17 protein-coding genes and 1 pseudogene are annotated in these 16826 nt (G+C 55.8%); 3 read left to right on the top strand and 15 right to left on the bottom strand.

Annotation, left to right across the window (positions count from 1 at the left end):
- Nucleotides 1–25: 25 nt before the first annotated feature.
- The 15 genes and pseudogenes from ACMTNU_RS05725 to ACMTNU_RS05655 form a co-directional block, all read right to left on the bottom strand.
- Nucleotides 26–265 (bottom strand): hypothetical protein, encoded by a 240-nt coding sequence (locus ACMTNU_RS05725; RefSeq protein ID WP_413934267.1) that lies wholly within the window; start codon nucleotides 263–265, stop codon nucleotides 26–28.
- Between the two features lie 146 nt (nucleotides 266–411).
- The gene (locus ACMTNU_RS05720) at nucleotides 412–744 is read right to left on the bottom strand and encodes a PilZ domain-containing protein (RefSeq protein WP_413934266.1); all 333 of its coding nucleotides are present in this window, start codon (nucleotides 742–744) and stop codon (nucleotides 412–414) included.
- A gap of 19 nt (nucleotides 745–763) precedes the next feature.
- Nucleotides 764–2194, bottom strand: coding sequence for an amidophosphoribosyltransferase (gene purF / locus ACMTNU_RS05715; RefSeq protein ID WP_413934265.1), 1431 nt, complete (start codon nucleotides 2192–2194; stop codon nucleotides 764–766).
- A gap of 21 nt (nucleotides 2195–2215) precedes the next feature.
- Entirely contained in the window at nucleotides 2216–4453 is a 2238-nt protein-coding gene (purL, locus tag ACMTNU_RS05710) for a phosphoribosylformylglycinamidine synthase subunit PurL (RefSeq protein ID WP_413934264.1), read from the bottom strand.
- Between the two features lie 176 nt (nucleotides 4454–4629).
- The gene (locus ACMTNU_RS05705; RefSeq protein WP_413934263.1) at nucleotides 4630–4968 is read right to left on the bottom strand and encodes a hypothetical protein; all 339 of its coding nucleotides are present in this window, start codon (nucleotides 4966–4968) and stop codon (nucleotides 4630–4632) included.
- A 130-nt stretch (nucleotides 4969–5098) separates the two neighbouring features.
- Complete coding sequence (gene purQ / locus ACMTNU_RS05700; RefSeq protein ID WP_413934262.1) at nucleotides 5099–5812, bottom strand: phosphoribosylformylglycinamidine synthase subunit PurQ; 714 nt, start codon at nucleotides 5810–5812, stop codon at nucleotides 5099–5101.
- Nucleotides 5813–5908: 96 nt separating this feature from the next.
- A complete protein-coding gene (gene purS / locus ACMTNU_RS05695) occupies nucleotides 5909–6148 on the bottom strand; it encodes a phosphoribosylformylglycinamidine synthase subunit PurS (protein ID WP_413934261.1) in 240 nt (79 codons plus the stop codon).
- Nucleotides 6145–6363, bottom strand: a complete 219-nt coding sequence (locus tag ACMTNU_RS05690) for a hypothetical protein (RefSeq protein ID WP_413934260.1) — start codon at nucleotides 6361–6363, stop codon at nucleotides 6145–6147. The genes purS and ACMTNU_RS05690 overlap by 4 nt, the downstream gene beginning before the upstream one ends.
- Before the next feature lie 242 nt (nucleotides 6364–6605).
- Complete coding sequence (gene purC, locus ACMTNU_RS05685; RefSeq protein ID WP_413934259.1) at nucleotides 6606–7310, bottom strand: phosphoribosylaminoimidazolesuccinocarboxamide synthase; 705 nt, start codon at nucleotides 7308–7310, stop codon at nucleotides 6606–6608.
- A gap of 21 nt (nucleotides 7311–7331) precedes the next feature.
- The gene (locus ACMTNU_RS05680; RefSeq protein ID WP_413934258.1) at nucleotides 7332–8126 is read right to left on the bottom strand and encodes a chlorite dismutase family protein; all 795 of its coding nucleotides are present in this window, start codon (nucleotides 8124–8126) and stop codon (nucleotides 7332–7334) included.
- Nucleotides 8123–9460, bottom strand: a complete 1338-nt coding sequence (gene purB / locus ACMTNU_RS05675) for an adenylosuccinate lyase (RefSeq protein ID WP_413934257.1) — start codon at nucleotides 9458–9460, stop codon at nucleotides 8123–8125. Before purB ends, ACMTNU_RS05680 begins: the two co-directional genes overlap by 4 nt.
- A complete protein-coding gene (gene nusB, locus ACMTNU_RS05670; protein WP_413934256.1) occupies nucleotides 9453–9914 on the bottom strand; it encodes a transcription antitermination factor NusB in 462 nt (153 codons plus the stop codon). The genes purB and nusB overlap by 8 nt, the downstream gene beginning before the upstream one ends.
- A 145-nt stretch (nucleotides 9915–10059) precedes the next feature.
- Nucleotides 10060–10515 (bottom strand): annotated as a pseudogene (gene ribH, locus ACMTNU_RS05665) (6,7-dimethyl-8-ribityllumazine synthase); the annotation flags it as partial.
- Between the two features lie 64 nt (nucleotides 10516–10579).
- Nucleotides 10580–11788 carry a bifunctional 3,4-dihydroxy-2-butanone-4-phosphate synthase/GTP cyclohydrolase II gene (locus tag ACMTNU_RS05660; protein ID WP_413934255.1) on the bottom strand — a complete coding sequence of 403 codons (1209 nt, stop codon included), beginning with the start codon at nucleotides 11786–11788 and terminating at the stop codon, nucleotides 10580–10582.
- 76 nt (nucleotides 11789–11864) lie between these two features.
- Entirely contained in the window at nucleotides 11865–13067 is a 1203-nt protein-coding gene (locus ACMTNU_RS05655; protein WP_413934254.1) for an MFS transporter, read from the bottom strand.
- 374 nt (nucleotides 13068–13441) lie between these two features.
- On the opposite strand from ACMTNU_RS05655, the gene ACMTNU_RS05650 reads away from it, so the two are divergent.
- The 3 genes from ACMTNU_RS05650 to groL all read left to right on the top strand — a co-directional run bounded on the left by ACMTNU_RS05650 (nucleotide 13442) and on the right by groL (nucleotide 16749).
- The gene (locus ACMTNU_RS05650; protein ID WP_413934253.1) at nucleotides 13442–14446 is read left to right on the top strand and encodes an RNA polymerase sigma factor RpoD/SigA; all 1005 of its coding nucleotides are present in this window, start codon (nucleotides 13442–13444) and stop codon (nucleotides 14444–14446) included.
- A gap of 257 nt (nucleotides 14447–14703) precedes the next feature.
- Entirely contained in the window at nucleotides 14704–15003 is a 300-nt protein-coding gene (locus tag ACMTNU_RS05645) for a GroES family chaperonin (RefSeq protein ID WP_090748100.1), read from the top strand.
- A 102-nt stretch (nucleotides 15004–15105) separates the two neighbouring features.
- A complete protein-coding gene (gene groL, locus ACMTNU_RS05640) occupies nucleotides 15106–16749 on the top strand; it encodes a chaperonin GroEL (protein ID WP_413934252.1) in 1644 nt (547 codons plus the stop codon).
- Nucleotides 16750–16826 lie beyond the last annotated feature (77 nt).

The raw sequence follows: 16826 nt of genomic DNA, 5'->3' as shown, positions 1-16826 counted from the left end.
TGCGTACTGCGCGACGCCGATGCTTTTACAGTGCGGCAACGACCTCTTTGACCATTTTGGCGATCTTCACCTCAATGCTTGCCTCGTGAGGCAAGTCGATCAGATCGTCTTCCGCCACCGTGATGAATTTACGATTCGCTCCCTTTGTCAGCGAGATCAAAAACAAGCTGTTGGACGGCGTCACAGGGATGACCACCTGGACCGATTGATCCACTCCTCTTACCACCTCGAGAAACTTTTGCTTCCCTGCCTCCGTTTCATCCATCGTTGTGTTGCCTCCTCACCCTTTCACCATGCTCCAAATTACTCCCATGGCTCAACCGCCAAACCAATGTGTGGAGTATCGTACCATGGCAATTTTTCGAGCGGCAACCACGAGGCAGGAAGGAACCTCACATCCGGCAGGGCTCTCTACTGGTTCAGCATGTCCTTGAGTTGTTCCTTGGCATCCCCTTCGAACCGCACGAATTCGAGTCCGAATCGTTCCCCTTCCTTCCACCGGACGATCGCAAGGGCAATGACAATCGAGGGACGGGCACCAGGCGGTCGCACATGGAGACTCACGCGTGCCCCAAGCGGAAGTTGTATGTCGCTTTTGACCTCGCCCCCTGCGAGTGTCAGATTCGTCACGGTGCCCTGACCTGATGCGTCATCTCCAGCAAACGAAGCAGGATAATCGACCGGCACACGTGGCCGCACTCTGGATTGCGCAACGTTCTTCTCGTCGTTCTCTGATGTTGCCATGCGCTCCTGGGGAACGTGTTCAGCGCGCTGTCTCAAACAAGCCTAACTGCAGCTCTTCCGCGCGGGTGAATGGGATGGGATAGCGTTCGGTAAAGCAGGCCGTACAGTACTGATCTGGTGTTCGCGGTGCCGATTTCAGCATGCCGTCCAAGCTCAGATACGCCAAGCTGTCGGCAGTAATGTACTTGCGGATTTCTTCAATCGAATGATCGGAGGCGATCAACTCCTTTTTGGTCGGTGTGTCGATACCATAAAAACAGGGCGAAATGATCGGCGGCGAACTGATTCGCATGTGTACTTCCTTGGCCCCAGCTTGTCGAATCATTTTCACGATTTTCCGGCTCGTCGTACCTCGAACCAACGAATCATCGATCACAACCACGCGTTTCCCATCCAAGACTTCTGGTACAGCGTTGAGCTTGACCTTCACGCCGAAGTGACGAATCGACTGCTCCGGCTCGATGAATGTCCTCCCTACATAGTGATTACGAATCAACCCGGCTTCGAAGGGCACACTCGCCCCTTCGGCATACCCGAGTGCCGCCGGCACACCGGAGTCCGGAACGGGGATCACGACGTCCGCCGGCACCCACGCCTCTTGAGCCAACTGTCGTCCCAATGCTTTCCGTGTGGCATAGACCGCTTCACTTCCAAAAATGCGGCTGTCCGGCCTCGCGAAATAGACATATTCAAACACGCACATGGCCGGAGCCGTCTTGGGAAACGGATGGTGGCTCTCGAGTCCCTGATCGGTGATCACGATCAACTCACCCGGTTCCACCTCTCGAATATATTCGGCATCGAGCAAGTCGAATGCACAGGTCTCAGACGCAACCACCCAGCTGCTACGGAGCCGACCGATACACAGCGGCCTCAGCCCGTAGGGATCCCGTGCGGCAATGAGCCCGTTGTCGGTCATCAACACCACCGAGAACGCCCCTCGCACTTGATTGAGCGCATCGACAACCCTTGAAAGAAAGGAGCCTGCGCGTGAATGCGCGATGAGGTGAATGATTACCTCACTATCGGATGTCGATTGGAAGATCGCCCCGTAAGCCTCCAACTCATGCCGAAGCATCTGAGCATTGATGAGATTCCCGTTATGCGCTAAGGCAAGATTACCGAGTGCAAAATTCACCGTGAGCGGCTGCACATTCTTCAAATCGTTGCCGCCCGTTGTGGAGTAGCGGTTATGTCCGATGGCCATATGACCGGGCAACTTCTCCAGGACCGATTTGTGAAAAATATCGGCCACAAGGCCCATGCCCTTCTGAATGCAAAACTGCTCTCCATCCCCCGCAACGATCCCGGACGCCTCCTGTCCACGATGTTGCAATGCATAGAGCCCCAAATAGGTCAGATTGGCCGCTTCTTCGTGGCCGTACACGCCGAAGACCGCGCACTCGTCGTGGAATTTATCGGGGGATACGATCGGCAATTCTTTCTGCATGATCCTTCGTGACTCAGATGATTAGACGTGGCTCAACGATCTCTCCAAGGCACAAGCCCATCGATCCAACAAGCCGGCCACCGGCTGATCGATCAGACGTTCCTCAGTTCCTTCATGTCTGACCGAGATGACCAGACGATCGCCAGACACCGTACCGATCACATCGGCCGGCACACCGAACGATCTTGCATGGTCAAGCACAGTCTGGCGATGGCTCGCCTTTACGGAAATCACCACACGAGACTGACTCTCTCCGAACAGGACCGCGTCGGTCCGAATCCGTCCCTTGGTCAAAGTTACCACAGCGCCTCGAGTCCCTTCGGATCCCGAGATGCAGCTTTCGGCTAACGCGACGGCGACACCCCCATCCGAGCAATCATGCGCAGATTGCAGCAGCCCGTCACGAATCAGCGAGAGGACACAATCATGAAGCGCCTTCTCGGTATCCAGATTGAGGTAGGGTGGGAAACCCTGCTCACGAGCCTGCACCACCTTGATGTACTCCGATCCCCCCAAATCCTCTCGGGTGTTCCCAAGCAAAATGATGTCATCCCCCTCCGACTTGAACCACTGCGTCATCGTCCGTTCGGCATTCTCGATCAGACCGACCATGCCCAGCATGGGAGTGGGATAAATCGAGAGCCCGTTGGTTTCGTTATAAAAACTGACATTTCCACTCACAATGGGGATTTGGAACCGTTCACAGGCATCTTTCATGCCCTCGATCGCCATCACGAATTGCCACATGATGTCGGGACGCTCCGGATTGCCGAAATTAAGACAATCGGTCAATCCGATCGGAACGGCACCGGAGCAAACGAGATTCCGCGCTGCTTCCGCCACAGCGAGACGGGCGCCTTCATAGGGATTCAACAGGCAATAGCGGCTGTTGCAATCGACCGTCATGGCCACGGCTTTGTTTGTCCCCTTGATTCGTACGACTGCCGCGTCAGACCCTGGTCGGACCATCGTATTGGTCCGTACCATATGATCGTACTGTTCGTAGACCCACCGCTTACTCGCAATCGTGGGAGATTCAAGTAAGGCCAATAACGCCGCATTCGCGTCCTTGACATCGGAAATCAGGTCATAATTCAGATTGGTGAGCATATCCTGATACGCGGGAGGCTGGTAGGGCCGTTCATAGCGAGGCCCGTCGTCCGCCAAAGCCTTTGCTGGTATCTCAGCAACGACGCGTCCTTGATCCAGGACACGCAAGATTCCGTCGGCAGTCACTTTCCCAATCACGGCAACATCCAGATCCCACTTCCGGCACACCGCGACGCATTCGTCTTCCTTGCCGGCTTTCGCCACCATCAACATGCGTTCCTGCGACTCCGACAACATGATTTCATAGGGTGTCATCCCCGGCTCACGCCGAGGCACGACCGTGAGATCCAGCTCAATTCCATTCCCGGCACGAGAAGCCATTTCACAGGAGGAGCTCGTCAACCCCGCAGCGCCCATGTCTTGAATCCCAACGAGCAAATCACGCTCCATCAGCTCAAGACAGGCTTCCAGTAATAATTTCTCGGTAAAGGGATCACCGACCTGCACGGTCGGACGCTTCTGTTCTGAGGTATCGTCGAACGAGTCACTCGCCATAGTCGCGCCATGAATCCCGTCGCGCCCCGTTTTGGAGCCGAAATAGATCACGGGATTCCCAACGCCGGCCGCCGTGCCACGGAAGATCTTGTCTTTCTTGGCGATCCCCAGACAAAACACATTGACCAGCGGATTGAGCGCATAGATGTCGTTGAAGACGATCTCCCCCCCGACAGTCGGCACTCCCATGCAATTGCCGTAGCCGGCAATACCGGAGACAACCCCCTTCACCAGGTGGCGATTTTTCGGTGAATGCAGTTCTCCAAACCGGAGGGAATCCAGCAGCGCAATCGGCCTGGCCCCCATCGTGAAGATATCGCGTAAAATGCCACCGACTCCGGTCGCCGCACCTTGATAGGGCTCAATGAACGAAGGGTGGTTATGCGATTCCATCTTGAAGACCACACAGAGCCCCTCTCCGATATCGACCGCACCGGCATTTTCGCCAGGGCCCTGTACCACACGAGGCCCCGTCGTCGGCAATTTCTTCAAATGCACGCGCGAGCTTTTGTACGAGCAATGCTCGGACCACATCACGGAAAACATTCCGAGTTCGGTGATGTTGGGCTCACGCCCCAAAATATCGGTGATTTTCTTGTACTCGTCGCTCGTCAGATTGTGCTGAGCGATCAGATCTTGGGTGATAGGAGGCATACCGGCCTGCATTATGACCTAGCGGTTAGAGGGATCACAGCTTCCAGGGATCATTCGATCTACTGCGGACACAGGTTCACGCTCGACATGCCCACGTACGAAGTCTGAATAGCAGAAGCCGGCCAGGCGCGAAACCACGCCCGGTCGGCCTCATCTCATCGTCCAGACAGAACGTCTTACTGCACTTCCACCTTCACGCTCGCTTCAGCGGCCAAGGTCTGATGATCCTTATCCGCCGCTACGATCTTGATGACATGGGTCCCAGGAGCCATGCCCTTCACTGATTTCTTATCCCATCCCTTTTGGTAGACCTCATCCACAAAACAATGGGCATGCGTCGCCTGACTGCCTACTTTGAGATCATAGACGATCTCAACATCACTCCCGACCTTGGCACCAGCTGCCGGACTCTTGATGGTGATCTTGCTGCCGTCATCGGTCGCGGCGAATGCCGAAAGACCGAAACCCAAGGTCAACATACCGACTGCCGCGAACATTGCTGCTACACGCTTCATCTCGACCCTCCTCATGTATAAGAAAGAAATGTAAAACTGATCTACAAGCAACTGACCCAATACTTTACCGCGGAGATTTCCCATCTTCAATCCTCTGCCGCCCGACCTCGCTGAACGATCGCAGCCCCGTTCATCCTGCTCCAACCAGTTGCTTGCGCTCCATCGACGCGATCATGGATTGAAAGAGGAGCCGCCCATCTTCGTTCCCCAGCACTGTCTCCGCACAACGCTCAGGATGCGGCATCATACCGAGAACATTCCCGGCAGCATTACGAATGCCGGCGATATTGTCGAGTGACCCGTTTGGACAAGCTTCCGGTGTGACTTTCCCATCAGCCCTGCAGTACCGGAAGATAATCTGCGCATTGGCTTGAAGCCCAGCCAATGTGACTGGATCGGTATAATAGTTCCCATCTGCATGCGCGATGGGGATCTTGAGCACCTGCCCTGACTTGTAGAGACTCGTAAACGGGGTCGAAGCGTTCTCTACTTTCACATGGGTCTCGCGGCAAATGAAATGCAGCGACTTATTTCGTAGCATGGCCCCAGGCAATAACCCTGCCTCCAACAGAATCTGAAATCCGTTGCAGATCCCGAGCACCAAGCCCCCGCCACCGGCAAATTGTTTGACCGCCTGCATCACTGGGGAAAACTGCGCGATCGCTCCCGTGCGAAGATAGTCACCATAGGAAAACCCACCCGGCAGGATGACCGCGTCTAAACCCGCTAAGGAAGCTTCTTTATGCCACACCATGGTAACCGCTTGGCCCAGCACGTCCTGAAAGACATGCCGGCAATCGTGATCGCAATTACTCCCCGGGAAAACGACGACACCGATGTTCATAAGTCAGTCCTAAGTGCTGGGTGCTGAGTCCTGAGACTGAGGTGAGGCTTCCGGAATTCTTTAAAACACTCGTCACTCAATTCTCGGCACACAGCACTACCCCAGTTCGTACCGATACTCTTCAATAATCGTGTTCGCGAGGAGCTTTTCGCACATGGCCTTCACCTCAACCTCAGCCTTGGCCTTATCGGTCTGATTGAGATCCAACTCCATATATTTCCCCACACGAACGTTGGCTGCATGCTTAAACCCGAGCGAGCCCAGCGCATGCTCGATGGCTTTCCCCTGTGGGTCAAGAATCCCCTGTTTCAGCGTCACATGAATTTTCGCCTTCACAACCTACTCTCCCGCTTCTCTTCAGCTGCATTCATCCGATCCACATACTTCTTGATCCAGAGAATCACAGCGATGGTAAGCCCGCCGCACAACATCAATCCCACGAATGCCCAGCGCCACGGCGACTCATTCAGCCGATAGGCCATCACGCCAACAATGGCCGCCCAGACGACCACTGATGCGATCAGCCCATAATTCAAGTACGCCCGCAGCATTCTTCTTTCTTCCCTCTCTCCCAAAGATCAGGAGGGGACTCTGAGCCTTGCCCTGCGATATCACGGCAACTTGAGACACCGCATTCGCTAAGCCTGAACGCTCCGCCTTGCGGACGGCTCGCGATGTTCGATGTTCCGTGTAAGCTCCGCTTGGAACGGAACAAGTTTCGCGTGCCGAGCGACGGCGAAAGGTTGTGTGTGGTCAAGTTGCCGTGCGTACGCAGGCAAGGTTCAGGTCCCCGCTACCCACACACCCGTTTCAACACCTCCTGATACGCCTCCTCGATCTTCCCCATATCCTTTCGAAACCGATCCTTATCCATCGACTCGCCTGTCGTGACATCCCACAAGCGGCAGGTGTCCGGAGAAATTTCGTCCGCCAGGATCAATTTATTATGGAACACACCAAACTCGAGCTTGAAATCCACCAGCTGCATCTTCCGCTCGGCGAAGAACGGCTTCAGAATCTTATTCACCGCGTGCCCCAGCTCGCGCAGCTCCCGCAAGACACCAGGCGTCGCGACATTCATCAACCGCAGATGGTCGTCGTTGACCAGCGGGTCGCCCAATGCGTCGTTCTTGTAATAGAACTCGACAATTGCCGGATCAATCCGATTCCCCTCTTTCAATCCCAGCCGCTTCGCCAGACTACCTGCCACCGTATTTCGCACCACGACTTCGACCGGTACGATTCGGACTCGCTTGGCGAGCATTTCTCGATCATTCAACCGCTCCACAAAGTGAGTGCGGATCCCTCCCTGCTCCAAGAGCTGAAAGAGCCGCTCCGAAACTTTATTATTGATCACCCCTTTTTCGACGATAGTGCCGCGCTTCTGTGCATTGAACGCCGTCGCGTCGTCCTTGAAATACTGAATGACCTGGTCTGAGTTTCCGGTCGAAAAGATTTTCTTCGCCTTGCCTTCGTAGAGCAGTTCCCCTGTCGCCATGATCAGACCTCAGCCTTCAGCTCACTGGACCAACGACTCAATAATCTCGTCCACAGATTGCACGACCCCTAGGAGAGTGGGATGACCGATTCGACGAACATACTGAAACTCCTTCACCTTCTCAAGCGACAGTATCAGACTATGAAAGTCATCCAGCTTCGAGGTTTCAAAATAGGTGATGAAGTCAAGATCGTCCAAGCCCGTCGAGTGATAGAGTTTTCGCTTGACGGTCTTCAAGTACGGCAGCGCAGCCACGGTATGCTCCTGCATCATGGCAACCTGCTTTTCACGATCCATCCCCCACCATTCGGCTGATTTCTTGACTGGGATGACGATCGCATACGGTTTCTGCCCCGGCTCGCTCGGAGACGCGAGATCCGCCTTCATCTGCTCGGAAAATCCAGGAACATAGGATGGTTTCTTCGTCATCCCATGCATGATTCCCGCTGTCTTGAGATGTCGCCCGAATTGACTGCTCTTCAAGTCGAGGAGAAACGCTTGAATGTCACGCAACTCCATCCCATGAATGCGGAACAACAGATCGGCATGATCGGCAAGTCCGCGAAGCAGATACAGATCAATTGCCACATGCTCCCGATGTTGCTCCACCACCCCTTTGAGTGTGGCCAGACGAGCAATCCGGATCGAGGAGTCGAGTTTTCCCCACTGGTCATCGAGCGTAAAGACGGCAAAGCTGCCGTACACCCCGGCATCGGTCAGGAGCTTCTCCCGGTCCACCCCCGCAGAGACGGGAGAAAACCAGAAACCCATGAAGAGAAAACCGCACATGACCGTCCTGAGAAATACGCGCGTCATGACCTCGCTCCCTTCTTCTTACCGCCGGAGGACGACCTTGCCCGTCCAAATACCCGTCGATAGATTTGGTCGAGATGGCGCAGATAGTATTGCGGGTTGAAACAGGTCGCAATCTCACGCCCGTTCAGGTGTTGCGAGATAAAGGGATCCCTCTCAGCCAATTCTTGCAATCCGCCGCCCCCCCGCCAGGACGCCATCGCATTCCGCTGAACCGCTTCGTACGACTCTTTGCGTTGCGCACCCTTCTCGATGAGCGCCAACAGCAACCGCTGCGAATAGACCAGCCCCCCGGTCAGTTCGAGATTTCGCCGCATGCGCTCCGGATAGACGACCAGATGCTCGATGAGATCCGTGACCTTGGCCAGCATGTAATCGACCAGAATCGTACTGTCCGGCATGATCACCCGCTCCACCGACGAATGGCTGATGTCACGTTCATGCCAGAGTGCGACGTTTTCCATAGCCGCGAGACTATTCGCTCGCACGAGTCTGGCCAGTCCACACAAATTCTCCGACACAATCGGGTTCCGTTTGTGGGGCATCGCCGAGGATCCCTTTTGGCCTTCCGAGAAATATTCTTCCGCCTCGAGCACTTCCGTCCGCTGCAGGTGCCGAATCTCCGTGGCAATTTTCTCGATACTGGCCGCCAGCAGGGCGAGCGCCGTTGCGTAGGATGCATGGCGATCTCGTTGCACCACCTGATTGGACACGGGATCGGCCTTCAAGCCGAGCTTGGCACAGACATACTCTTCAATCTCAGGCCCCTGGTGCGCAAAGGTCCCCATGGCCCCGGACAACTTGCCGACCGCAATCTCGTTTCTCGCCGATCGTAACCGTGCTTGATGGCGGCCGACCTCCTCATACCAGAGGGCGAGTTTCAGACCAAAAGAGATCGGCTCCCCGTGAATACCGTGAGACCGCCCCACCATCACCAGATCCTTATAACGGAAGGACTGCCGTTGGAGAACGCCCAACAACCGTTCGATGCCGCTCAAGATCAAGTCCAGCGCCTCGGTCATTTGCACGGCCAGTGACGTGTCAACGATATCCGATGACGTCAGTCCCATGTGAAGAAACCGGTGGTCCGGCCCCACGCTGTCCATGAGGGACTCCAGAAAGGCGATCACATCATGTTTCGTGACTTTCTCAATCTCGGCGATCCGGTCGATGTCGATTCTGGCTCTCTTCCTGATTCTCGACGCCGTTCCACGCGGAGCCTGTTTGGCCTGTTCAAATGCCGCACAGGCCTGGAGTTCGACCTCCAGCCAGATCTCATACTTGTGCTTCAAGTCCCAAATGGCTTTCATTTGGGGACGCGTGTACCGCTCAATCACCGTCTGCTCTCCTCCACATCGGCCGATTCGGGTCCGCCCGCTTCGCAGCTAATCGTGAATCAGTTGTCAATGCCTTGTCCAGCACGGCATTGACAAACTTTGAGGCATCATCATCTCCAAAACTCTTGGCCAACTCAATCGATTCATCCATCGTAACCTTCGCAGGAACCTCATCGATCCAGAGCAACTCGTACAGTCCGGCACGCAAAATATTGCGATCGACGATCGGCATGCGATTCACCGTCCAGTTCGTCGCGTACTTCGCGATGGTGGCATCAAGCTCCTTCCGATGTTCCAGCACACCTCGAACCAACTGTTCCGCAAAGGCCCGAGACTCCTCGGAAACGGAATACTCGCGCCAAAACTCATCCAGCCGAAGATCCCCCTTGCCATGAATATCGTGTTGAAAGAGAATCTGCAAGGCGCGCTCGCGAGCCTGATGACGGCTACCCATAGCTACACAGTGAGAATATTGGAAAGTTGAAAGGTTCGCACGTTCACAGACTGACAAGAGAGAGAACTCACCGTTTTGTCCTTCCTGCTGTCCGCCCGCTTTGACTTGCAGACTCCCCTCTTTCTGACTTTCTGTCTTTCCCACTGATCGTTTGCATCACTCGCACCATCTCGATCGCCGATTGTGCCGCCGCACCGCCACGGTTGAATTGCCTCTGGTCTGCACGCTCCTCCGCCTGCGCCACCGTTTCCGTCGTCAGCACGCCGAAGATAATGGGCACCTCGGTCTCTAAGGCCGCCTGACCGATCCCCCGGCTCACTTCCGAGCAGATGTAATCGAAATGGGGCGTATCGCCGCGAATCACGGCTCCCAAACAAATCACTGCATCATAGTGATTCGCTCGCGCCATCGTGCGAGCCACGAGGGGAATTTCAAACGCGCCTGGCACACGCACCACGTGAATGTCGTTCACGGCCACACCACTGTGGGCTAGTGTGTCGGTACAGGCACGCAACAGCTTGCCGGTGATCCGCTGATTAAATCGTGCCACAACGATGCCGAATCGAAGTCCCGCTGCCGTACGTGATGTTTTCTTTGCCATGAGTTCAAAAGCTCCAGATTCATCCACTAGCCAATGCTGGATCGGGTCGGCACGCCCTCCCCGCTCAGACTTTCTTGAGAAGATGCCCCAGTTTCGCTTTCTTTGTGCGAAGATACCGAACATTCGCAGCACGGGGAGGAGTCTCAATAGGAACACGCTCCACGACCTTGAGGCCATAGCCTTCGATCCCAATGATCTTCCTCGGGTTATTCGTAATCAACCGAATCTGGTGGAGCCCCAGATTCGCCAAAATTTGCGCGCCGACCCCATAGTCACGGAGGTCGGCCTTGAACCCGAGCTGTAAATTAGCTTCAACCGTGTCACTGCCCCGATCTTGAAGTCCATAGGCTTTAATCTTGTTGAGCAACCCGATACCACGGCCCTCCTGATTCAGATACAATAAGACCCCTCGTCCGTCCTTCTCAATGATCTCCATCGCAGAGTGAAGTTGATCACGACAATCGCACCGCAGCGATCCCAGCGCGTCGGCAGTCAGACAACCGGAATGGACGCGAACCAGCGTCGGCATCCCACCCTCAACGCGTCCCTTCACCAACGCAATGTGGGTCACGCCATCGATTTGATTTTCGAAAGCTACCGCCTCGAATTCTCCAAACGTGGTCGGCAGCCGTGCGCTCGCCGCCCGTTTGACGAAGGTTTCCCTCCGCATCCGGTATTCGATCAGGGCCTTCACCGTCACCATTTTCAGCTTATGGGTCTTGGCAAACTTCGCCAGCTCAGGCACACGCGCCATTGTCCCATCGGCATTCATAATCTCGCAGATCACACCGGCAGGTTTGAGGCCGGCCAACCGTGCCAGATCAACCGATCCTTCCGTTTGGCCGGCACGCCGAAGCACGCCCCCGGTTTGCGCCTTGAGTGGAAACACGTGGCCAGGGCGAGCGAGGTCACTCGGCTTACATTTTGGGTCGATCGCCACATGAATAGTCGTGGCTCGATCGGCGGCAGAAATGCCGGTCGTAATATCTTTACGCGCATCGATCGAGACCGTAAACGCTGTCCCGAACGTGGCCGTATTCTCTGCCGCCTGTTGGGGCAGCTGCAATTCTTCCACCCGCTCGGGGGTCAGTGCCAAACAAATCAGGCCACGGGCATGCTTCGCCATGAAGTTGATGGCCTGCGGGGTAACTTTTTCCGCAGCCATGACGAGGTCGCCCTCGTTTTCACGGTCCTCGTCGTCGACGAGGATGATGAACTTCCCCTTCTTAATGTCACGGATCGCGTCTTCGATGTGATTGAACGGGCTAGGCATAAGGTATCCAATCTAGCATTTCAGACCGAACCTTGAATATGATTTTTTTGCCGGCCCTTCGACGGCCCGGGGATGTTCAGGAGGGAAGATTCACCGGAGACGATCCGTTCGGGCGCAATGCCACCATCACCGTTCCCCATGCACAGACCGCCAGCCCGGCAAACAGCCAAAATCCTAACTCGTAGCTCCCTGAGAACCCTTTCACCGTGCCGATCAGAATCGGCAAGACAAAACCACCAACAGCGCCTGCCGCACCGACCACACCCGACGCCAATCCAATGTCTCGAGGAAACCATTCGGCAACGAGCTGAAAGACCACGCCGTTGCCGAATCCCATTGCCGCCGTCGCGACCACCATCATCGCCACGCCCATAGTGTGTGAGGGGCTCATGACTGCAACCACCGCCCCCGCAATAGCCGGCAGCACATAATAGAGCGCCCGCAGTCCACCTTGGCGATCGGCAACATACCCGCCGATTGGACGAATCACACTGCCGATCAACCCACAGAAGGCTGCGATGATCCCAGCCTCAATCGCCTCGATTCGATACACATCATGCAGTAACAGTGGAATCACACTACAGAGGCCCACAAAACCGCCAAACGTAATCGCATAGAGGAAGCAGAGCCAATAGGCCGATCGCCGCCGGATCAGTTCCGCAACATGATACCACCACGCCCCCACGCCCCCCTCTGGAGCCGGTGACATCCGTGGAACCAGCAACTCAAACGCTACCAGAGTCACGGCAACAACAGCGGCCATGATCCCACAAATCTGATGCCAGTCCATGACAGCCGCCCAGCGTGGCGCCAAAAAGAAGATCAGTACCGTACCGACATTCCCCGACGCAGCAATGCCCAGGATCAGTCCCTGTGCCGAAGGTGGATAGGCACGGCTGGCAAGTGGAAGCGCGACGGCGAAACTCGCCCCAGCCACACCGAGACCAAGTGAAAACACGAGAGCCGCACCATACCCACTCACCCCGACCCATCCCCACGACAGCACCAGCAACTCCACAACAAGTATCACGACCGCCGTGCGCCGGGCCCCCAGCCGATCCGCGCTCCATCCGGCGACCATCCGCAACAGGGCCCCACCAAGGAGAGGCAGGGACACCAGCCAGGCGATCTCGGCGTCACTCAATTGCAACGCCGTGACCAGAGGAATGCTCATTGCCGCGATAAGTAACCAGACCATGAAACTGACCGTGAGATGAACCCAGGCCCCGACCAGTGACGGCCAATGGCCGCTTTTCAGAATCTCCCAGATCTCGGACACCCGAAACCTCCCTCCCCTATTCAGCTGATCACTATAGGGGAGCCCCTTTGAAGGGCGCAAGAGAGGCTGGCCTATCCCGCCTGACTCATGACGGTTCAGCACGAACCCTCGTGGATCACACATCTCGTGGCGAGTCACGACTCTGAGTTTTATGTTTCAGGTTCCAAGTTTCATGTTTTTGGTTCCATACCTTGAAACATTGAACATGAAACCTGGAACTCAGGGAATTCTGAACCGAAACCGCTCGACCTGCAGACAGCCATGCCCTCGTTTCCACACCTCATCACGCTTTCTTCCGGCCTCAACCATCCAACCTCAGACCCGTTCGTCAGACACCCTTTGGGCGGCTCATTTCTGCTATAGTCACGCTCGCGATGAGTAACCAGGATCGGGTACAGGACGAGTCGGGCGACACCCTCGAACCAGAAATCCTTGAACCAACAGATGACAAGGAGATCGAGGCTGACGCGGCATCACTGGTACTGGACATTTCCGCATCCGACAGCCCCCAGCCGGTCGACAGCACTGCCGTGGTGCCGGTTACCGCGCTGCAGCAATACCTCGCAGAAGTCCGCCGGCACCCCTATCTTTCAAAAGAAGAAGAGCTCCAGCTTGTTCAGGAATACCGCACCCATGGCAGTCGGGAAGCGGCGGTCAAGCTCATCATGGCCAACTTGCGCGTCTCCGTGTCGATCGCGGCCGAATATCTCCACACCGGCGCCGATCACATGGATCTCATCCAGGAGGGGAACGTCGGCCTGATGCAGGCCATCAAAAAATTCGATCCCTCCAAGAACGTCCGCTTCTATGCCTATGCCGCCTGGTGGTCACGAGCCTATATTCTCCGGTACCTCTTGCATACCTTTCGTCTGGTGAAAGTCGGCACGACGCAAGACCAACGAAAGCTGTTCTATAACCTTAAAAAGGAAAAGGCCAAGCTCGAACGGGAGGGTTTCGCGCCGGACACGAAATTACTCGCGGATCGCTTGAACGTGCGTGAACGCGACGTGGTTGAAATGGATCAGCGTCTCGGCAACTGGGAACTGTCGCTCGACCAACCGATCGGTGAGGACCAGGAACACACTCTCCTCGATGTCTTGCCGTCCCACCACGAACCAGCAGACGAACAACTCGCCGATCATCAGTTAAAGACTCTCTTTCGGGCCAAACTTGCGGAATTCATTCATACCCTGGAAGAGCGAGACGAAGACATCTTGAGAAATCGCATTTTATCAGACCATCCCCTGACCTTGGATGACCTCGGCGAGAAGTATGGCATCACAAAAGAACGAACCCGCCAATTAGAAGCACGCATCATCAAACGCCTCCGTGACTTCATGAAGAAAGACATTAAAGATTTTGACCACCTCCGGTCATGAGACTCTAGGCCATTTCGCCCTACCCCATCACCCAAATAGACATAGAGTATTGATATCGCAGTAGGTTATGATGTGCGCCTGTCGGGAGGGGGAAGAAGGCCCCGGCGATAAAAAACCTCGATTCGCCTCTTGACTTGGGGCAACGAAGGCCTATCTCCACACCAGTTACAAGACTGCTGGGATCGCAAGCGAGTTCAGCTCAATTCCCAAACCGTCAACATCTAACGAGTTCACTTTCATCAGGAGGAGGTTCTGCTATGGGTACCGCTGAGAAGGAAAAGAAGAATATCGCCAAGGGCTTCCAGCCGCTGGGCGAGCGAGTGTTTGTCACCTACACCGAAGAATTGGAACGGACCGCCGGCGGGATTTATGTGCCGGATTCAGCAAAAGAGAAGCCTCAACGGGGAGTCGTGCAAGCAGTCGGCAAGAAAGTGGAAAACGTCAAGGTCGGCGATCATGTCCTGTTCGACAAGTATTCGGGCAGCAAGCTTCGCATTGAGGACGAAGAGTGCTTGATCCTCAAGGAAGAAGACATCCTTGGGATCTTTACGGCATAGCATCAGTGGAAAAGTCGGCAAGTCTGAACGTGATGAGAGGCACGTTCTGACTTTTAAACCTTACAAACTTTCGCAACTTTTGATTAAAACGGAGGAAAGATAATGGCAAAGCAACTTTTGTACGGCGATACAGCGCGCGCCTCCATCCTGAAAGGGGTGAACCAGCTCGCAGACGCCGTGAAGGCGACCCTCGGCCCGAAGGGCCGGAATGCGATTCTCGACAAGAAGTTCGGCGCCCCGACCATCACCAAGGACGGCGTGACGGTCGCCAAGGAAGTCGAACTGAAGAACCCCTACGAAAACATGGGCGCTCAGCTGGTTCGCGAAGTAGCCAGCAAGACCAGCGACACGGCCGGTGACGGCACCACCACCGCCACCGTGTTGGCCCAAGCCATCTTCCGGGAAGGCGCCAAGAACATCACCGCCGGTGCCAATCCCATGGAAATCAAGCGGGGCATCGACAAGGCCGTCGAGGCCGTGACTGCCGAGCTCAAGAAGCTCAGCAAGCCCTGCCAAAATAAGACTGAGATCTCCCAAGTGGGCACCATCTCCGCCAACAACGACAAGACCATCGGTGACTTGATCGCGGAAGCCATGGAAAAGGTCGGCAAGGACGGCGTCATCACCGTGGAAGAAGCCAAGTCGATGACCACCTCGCTGGACGTGGTCGAGGGCATGCAGTTCGATCGCGGCTACATTTCTCCGTACTTCGTCACGAATGCCGAGCGGATGGAATGTTCCGTGGAAGAGCCGCTCATCCTGATCAACGAAAAGAAGATCAGCAGCATGAAGGACCTGTTGCCGTTGCTCGAACAAGTGGCCAAGATGGGCAAGCCGCTCGTCATCCTGGCGGAAGAAGTCGAAGGTGAAGCACTGGCCACCCTCGTGGTCAACAAGTTGCGCGGCACCTTGAATGTCGTGGCCGTCAAAGCTCCGGGCTTCGGCGATCGCCGCAAGGCCATGCTGGAGGATATCGCAATCCTCACCGGCGGCCAGGTGATTTCTGAAGACATCGGCATCAAGCTCGAGAACGTGAAGCTGACCGATCTCGGCCGCGCCAAACGCGTCACGATCGACAAGGACAACACCACGATCGTGGAAGGTTACGGCGATGCCAAGAAGATCGAAGGGCGCGTCAAGCAGATCAAGGCCCAGATCGACGAAACCACATCGGACTACGATCGCGAAAAGCTGCAAGAGCGGCTGGCGAAGATCGTGGGCGGCGTGGCGGTCATCAATGTCGGCGCCGCGACCGAGACCGAGATGAAGGAGAAGAAGGCCCGCGTCGAGGACGCGCTGCATGCCACCAAGGCGGCAGTGGAAGAAGGTATTGTCCCTGGGGGTGGTACGGCCTACCTCCGCTGCATCAAGGCACTCGATGGGATCAAGGATGTCCCGGCGGAGCAAAAGGTCGGACTCGACATCGTCCGCCGTTCGCTTGAAGAGCCACTCCGACAGATCGCCTCGAATGCCGGCGCAGAAGCCTCGGTCGTCGTCGGCAAGGTTCGGGAGGACAAGAACGCCAACGGTGGTTACAACGCCGCCTCGGACGAATATGTCGATATGATCAAGGCCGGCATTATCGATCCGACCAAGGTCTCGCGCTGCGCGTTGCAGAACGCGGCCAGTGTGGCAGGCTTGATGCTCACGACCGAAGTTATGATCACCGAACTTCCTGAGGAGAAGAAGGAACCAGCCGCCGGCGGTGGACATGGCCACAGCCACGGGATGGAAGGGATGTACTAATTAGCTGACGGCTGATAGCTGACAGCTCTGAAGGGCTCGGTGGGCAACCACCGGGCCCTTTGTGTTTCTTGCCCTGT

Source organism: Nitrospira sp. BLG_1, from assembly GCF_047338595.1.
Taxonomy (GTDB): Bacteria; Nitrospirota; Nitrospiria; order Nitrospirales; family Nitrospiraceae; genus Nitrospira_D.
This window is presented reverse-complemented; position numbering and strand designations above follow the sequence as displayed.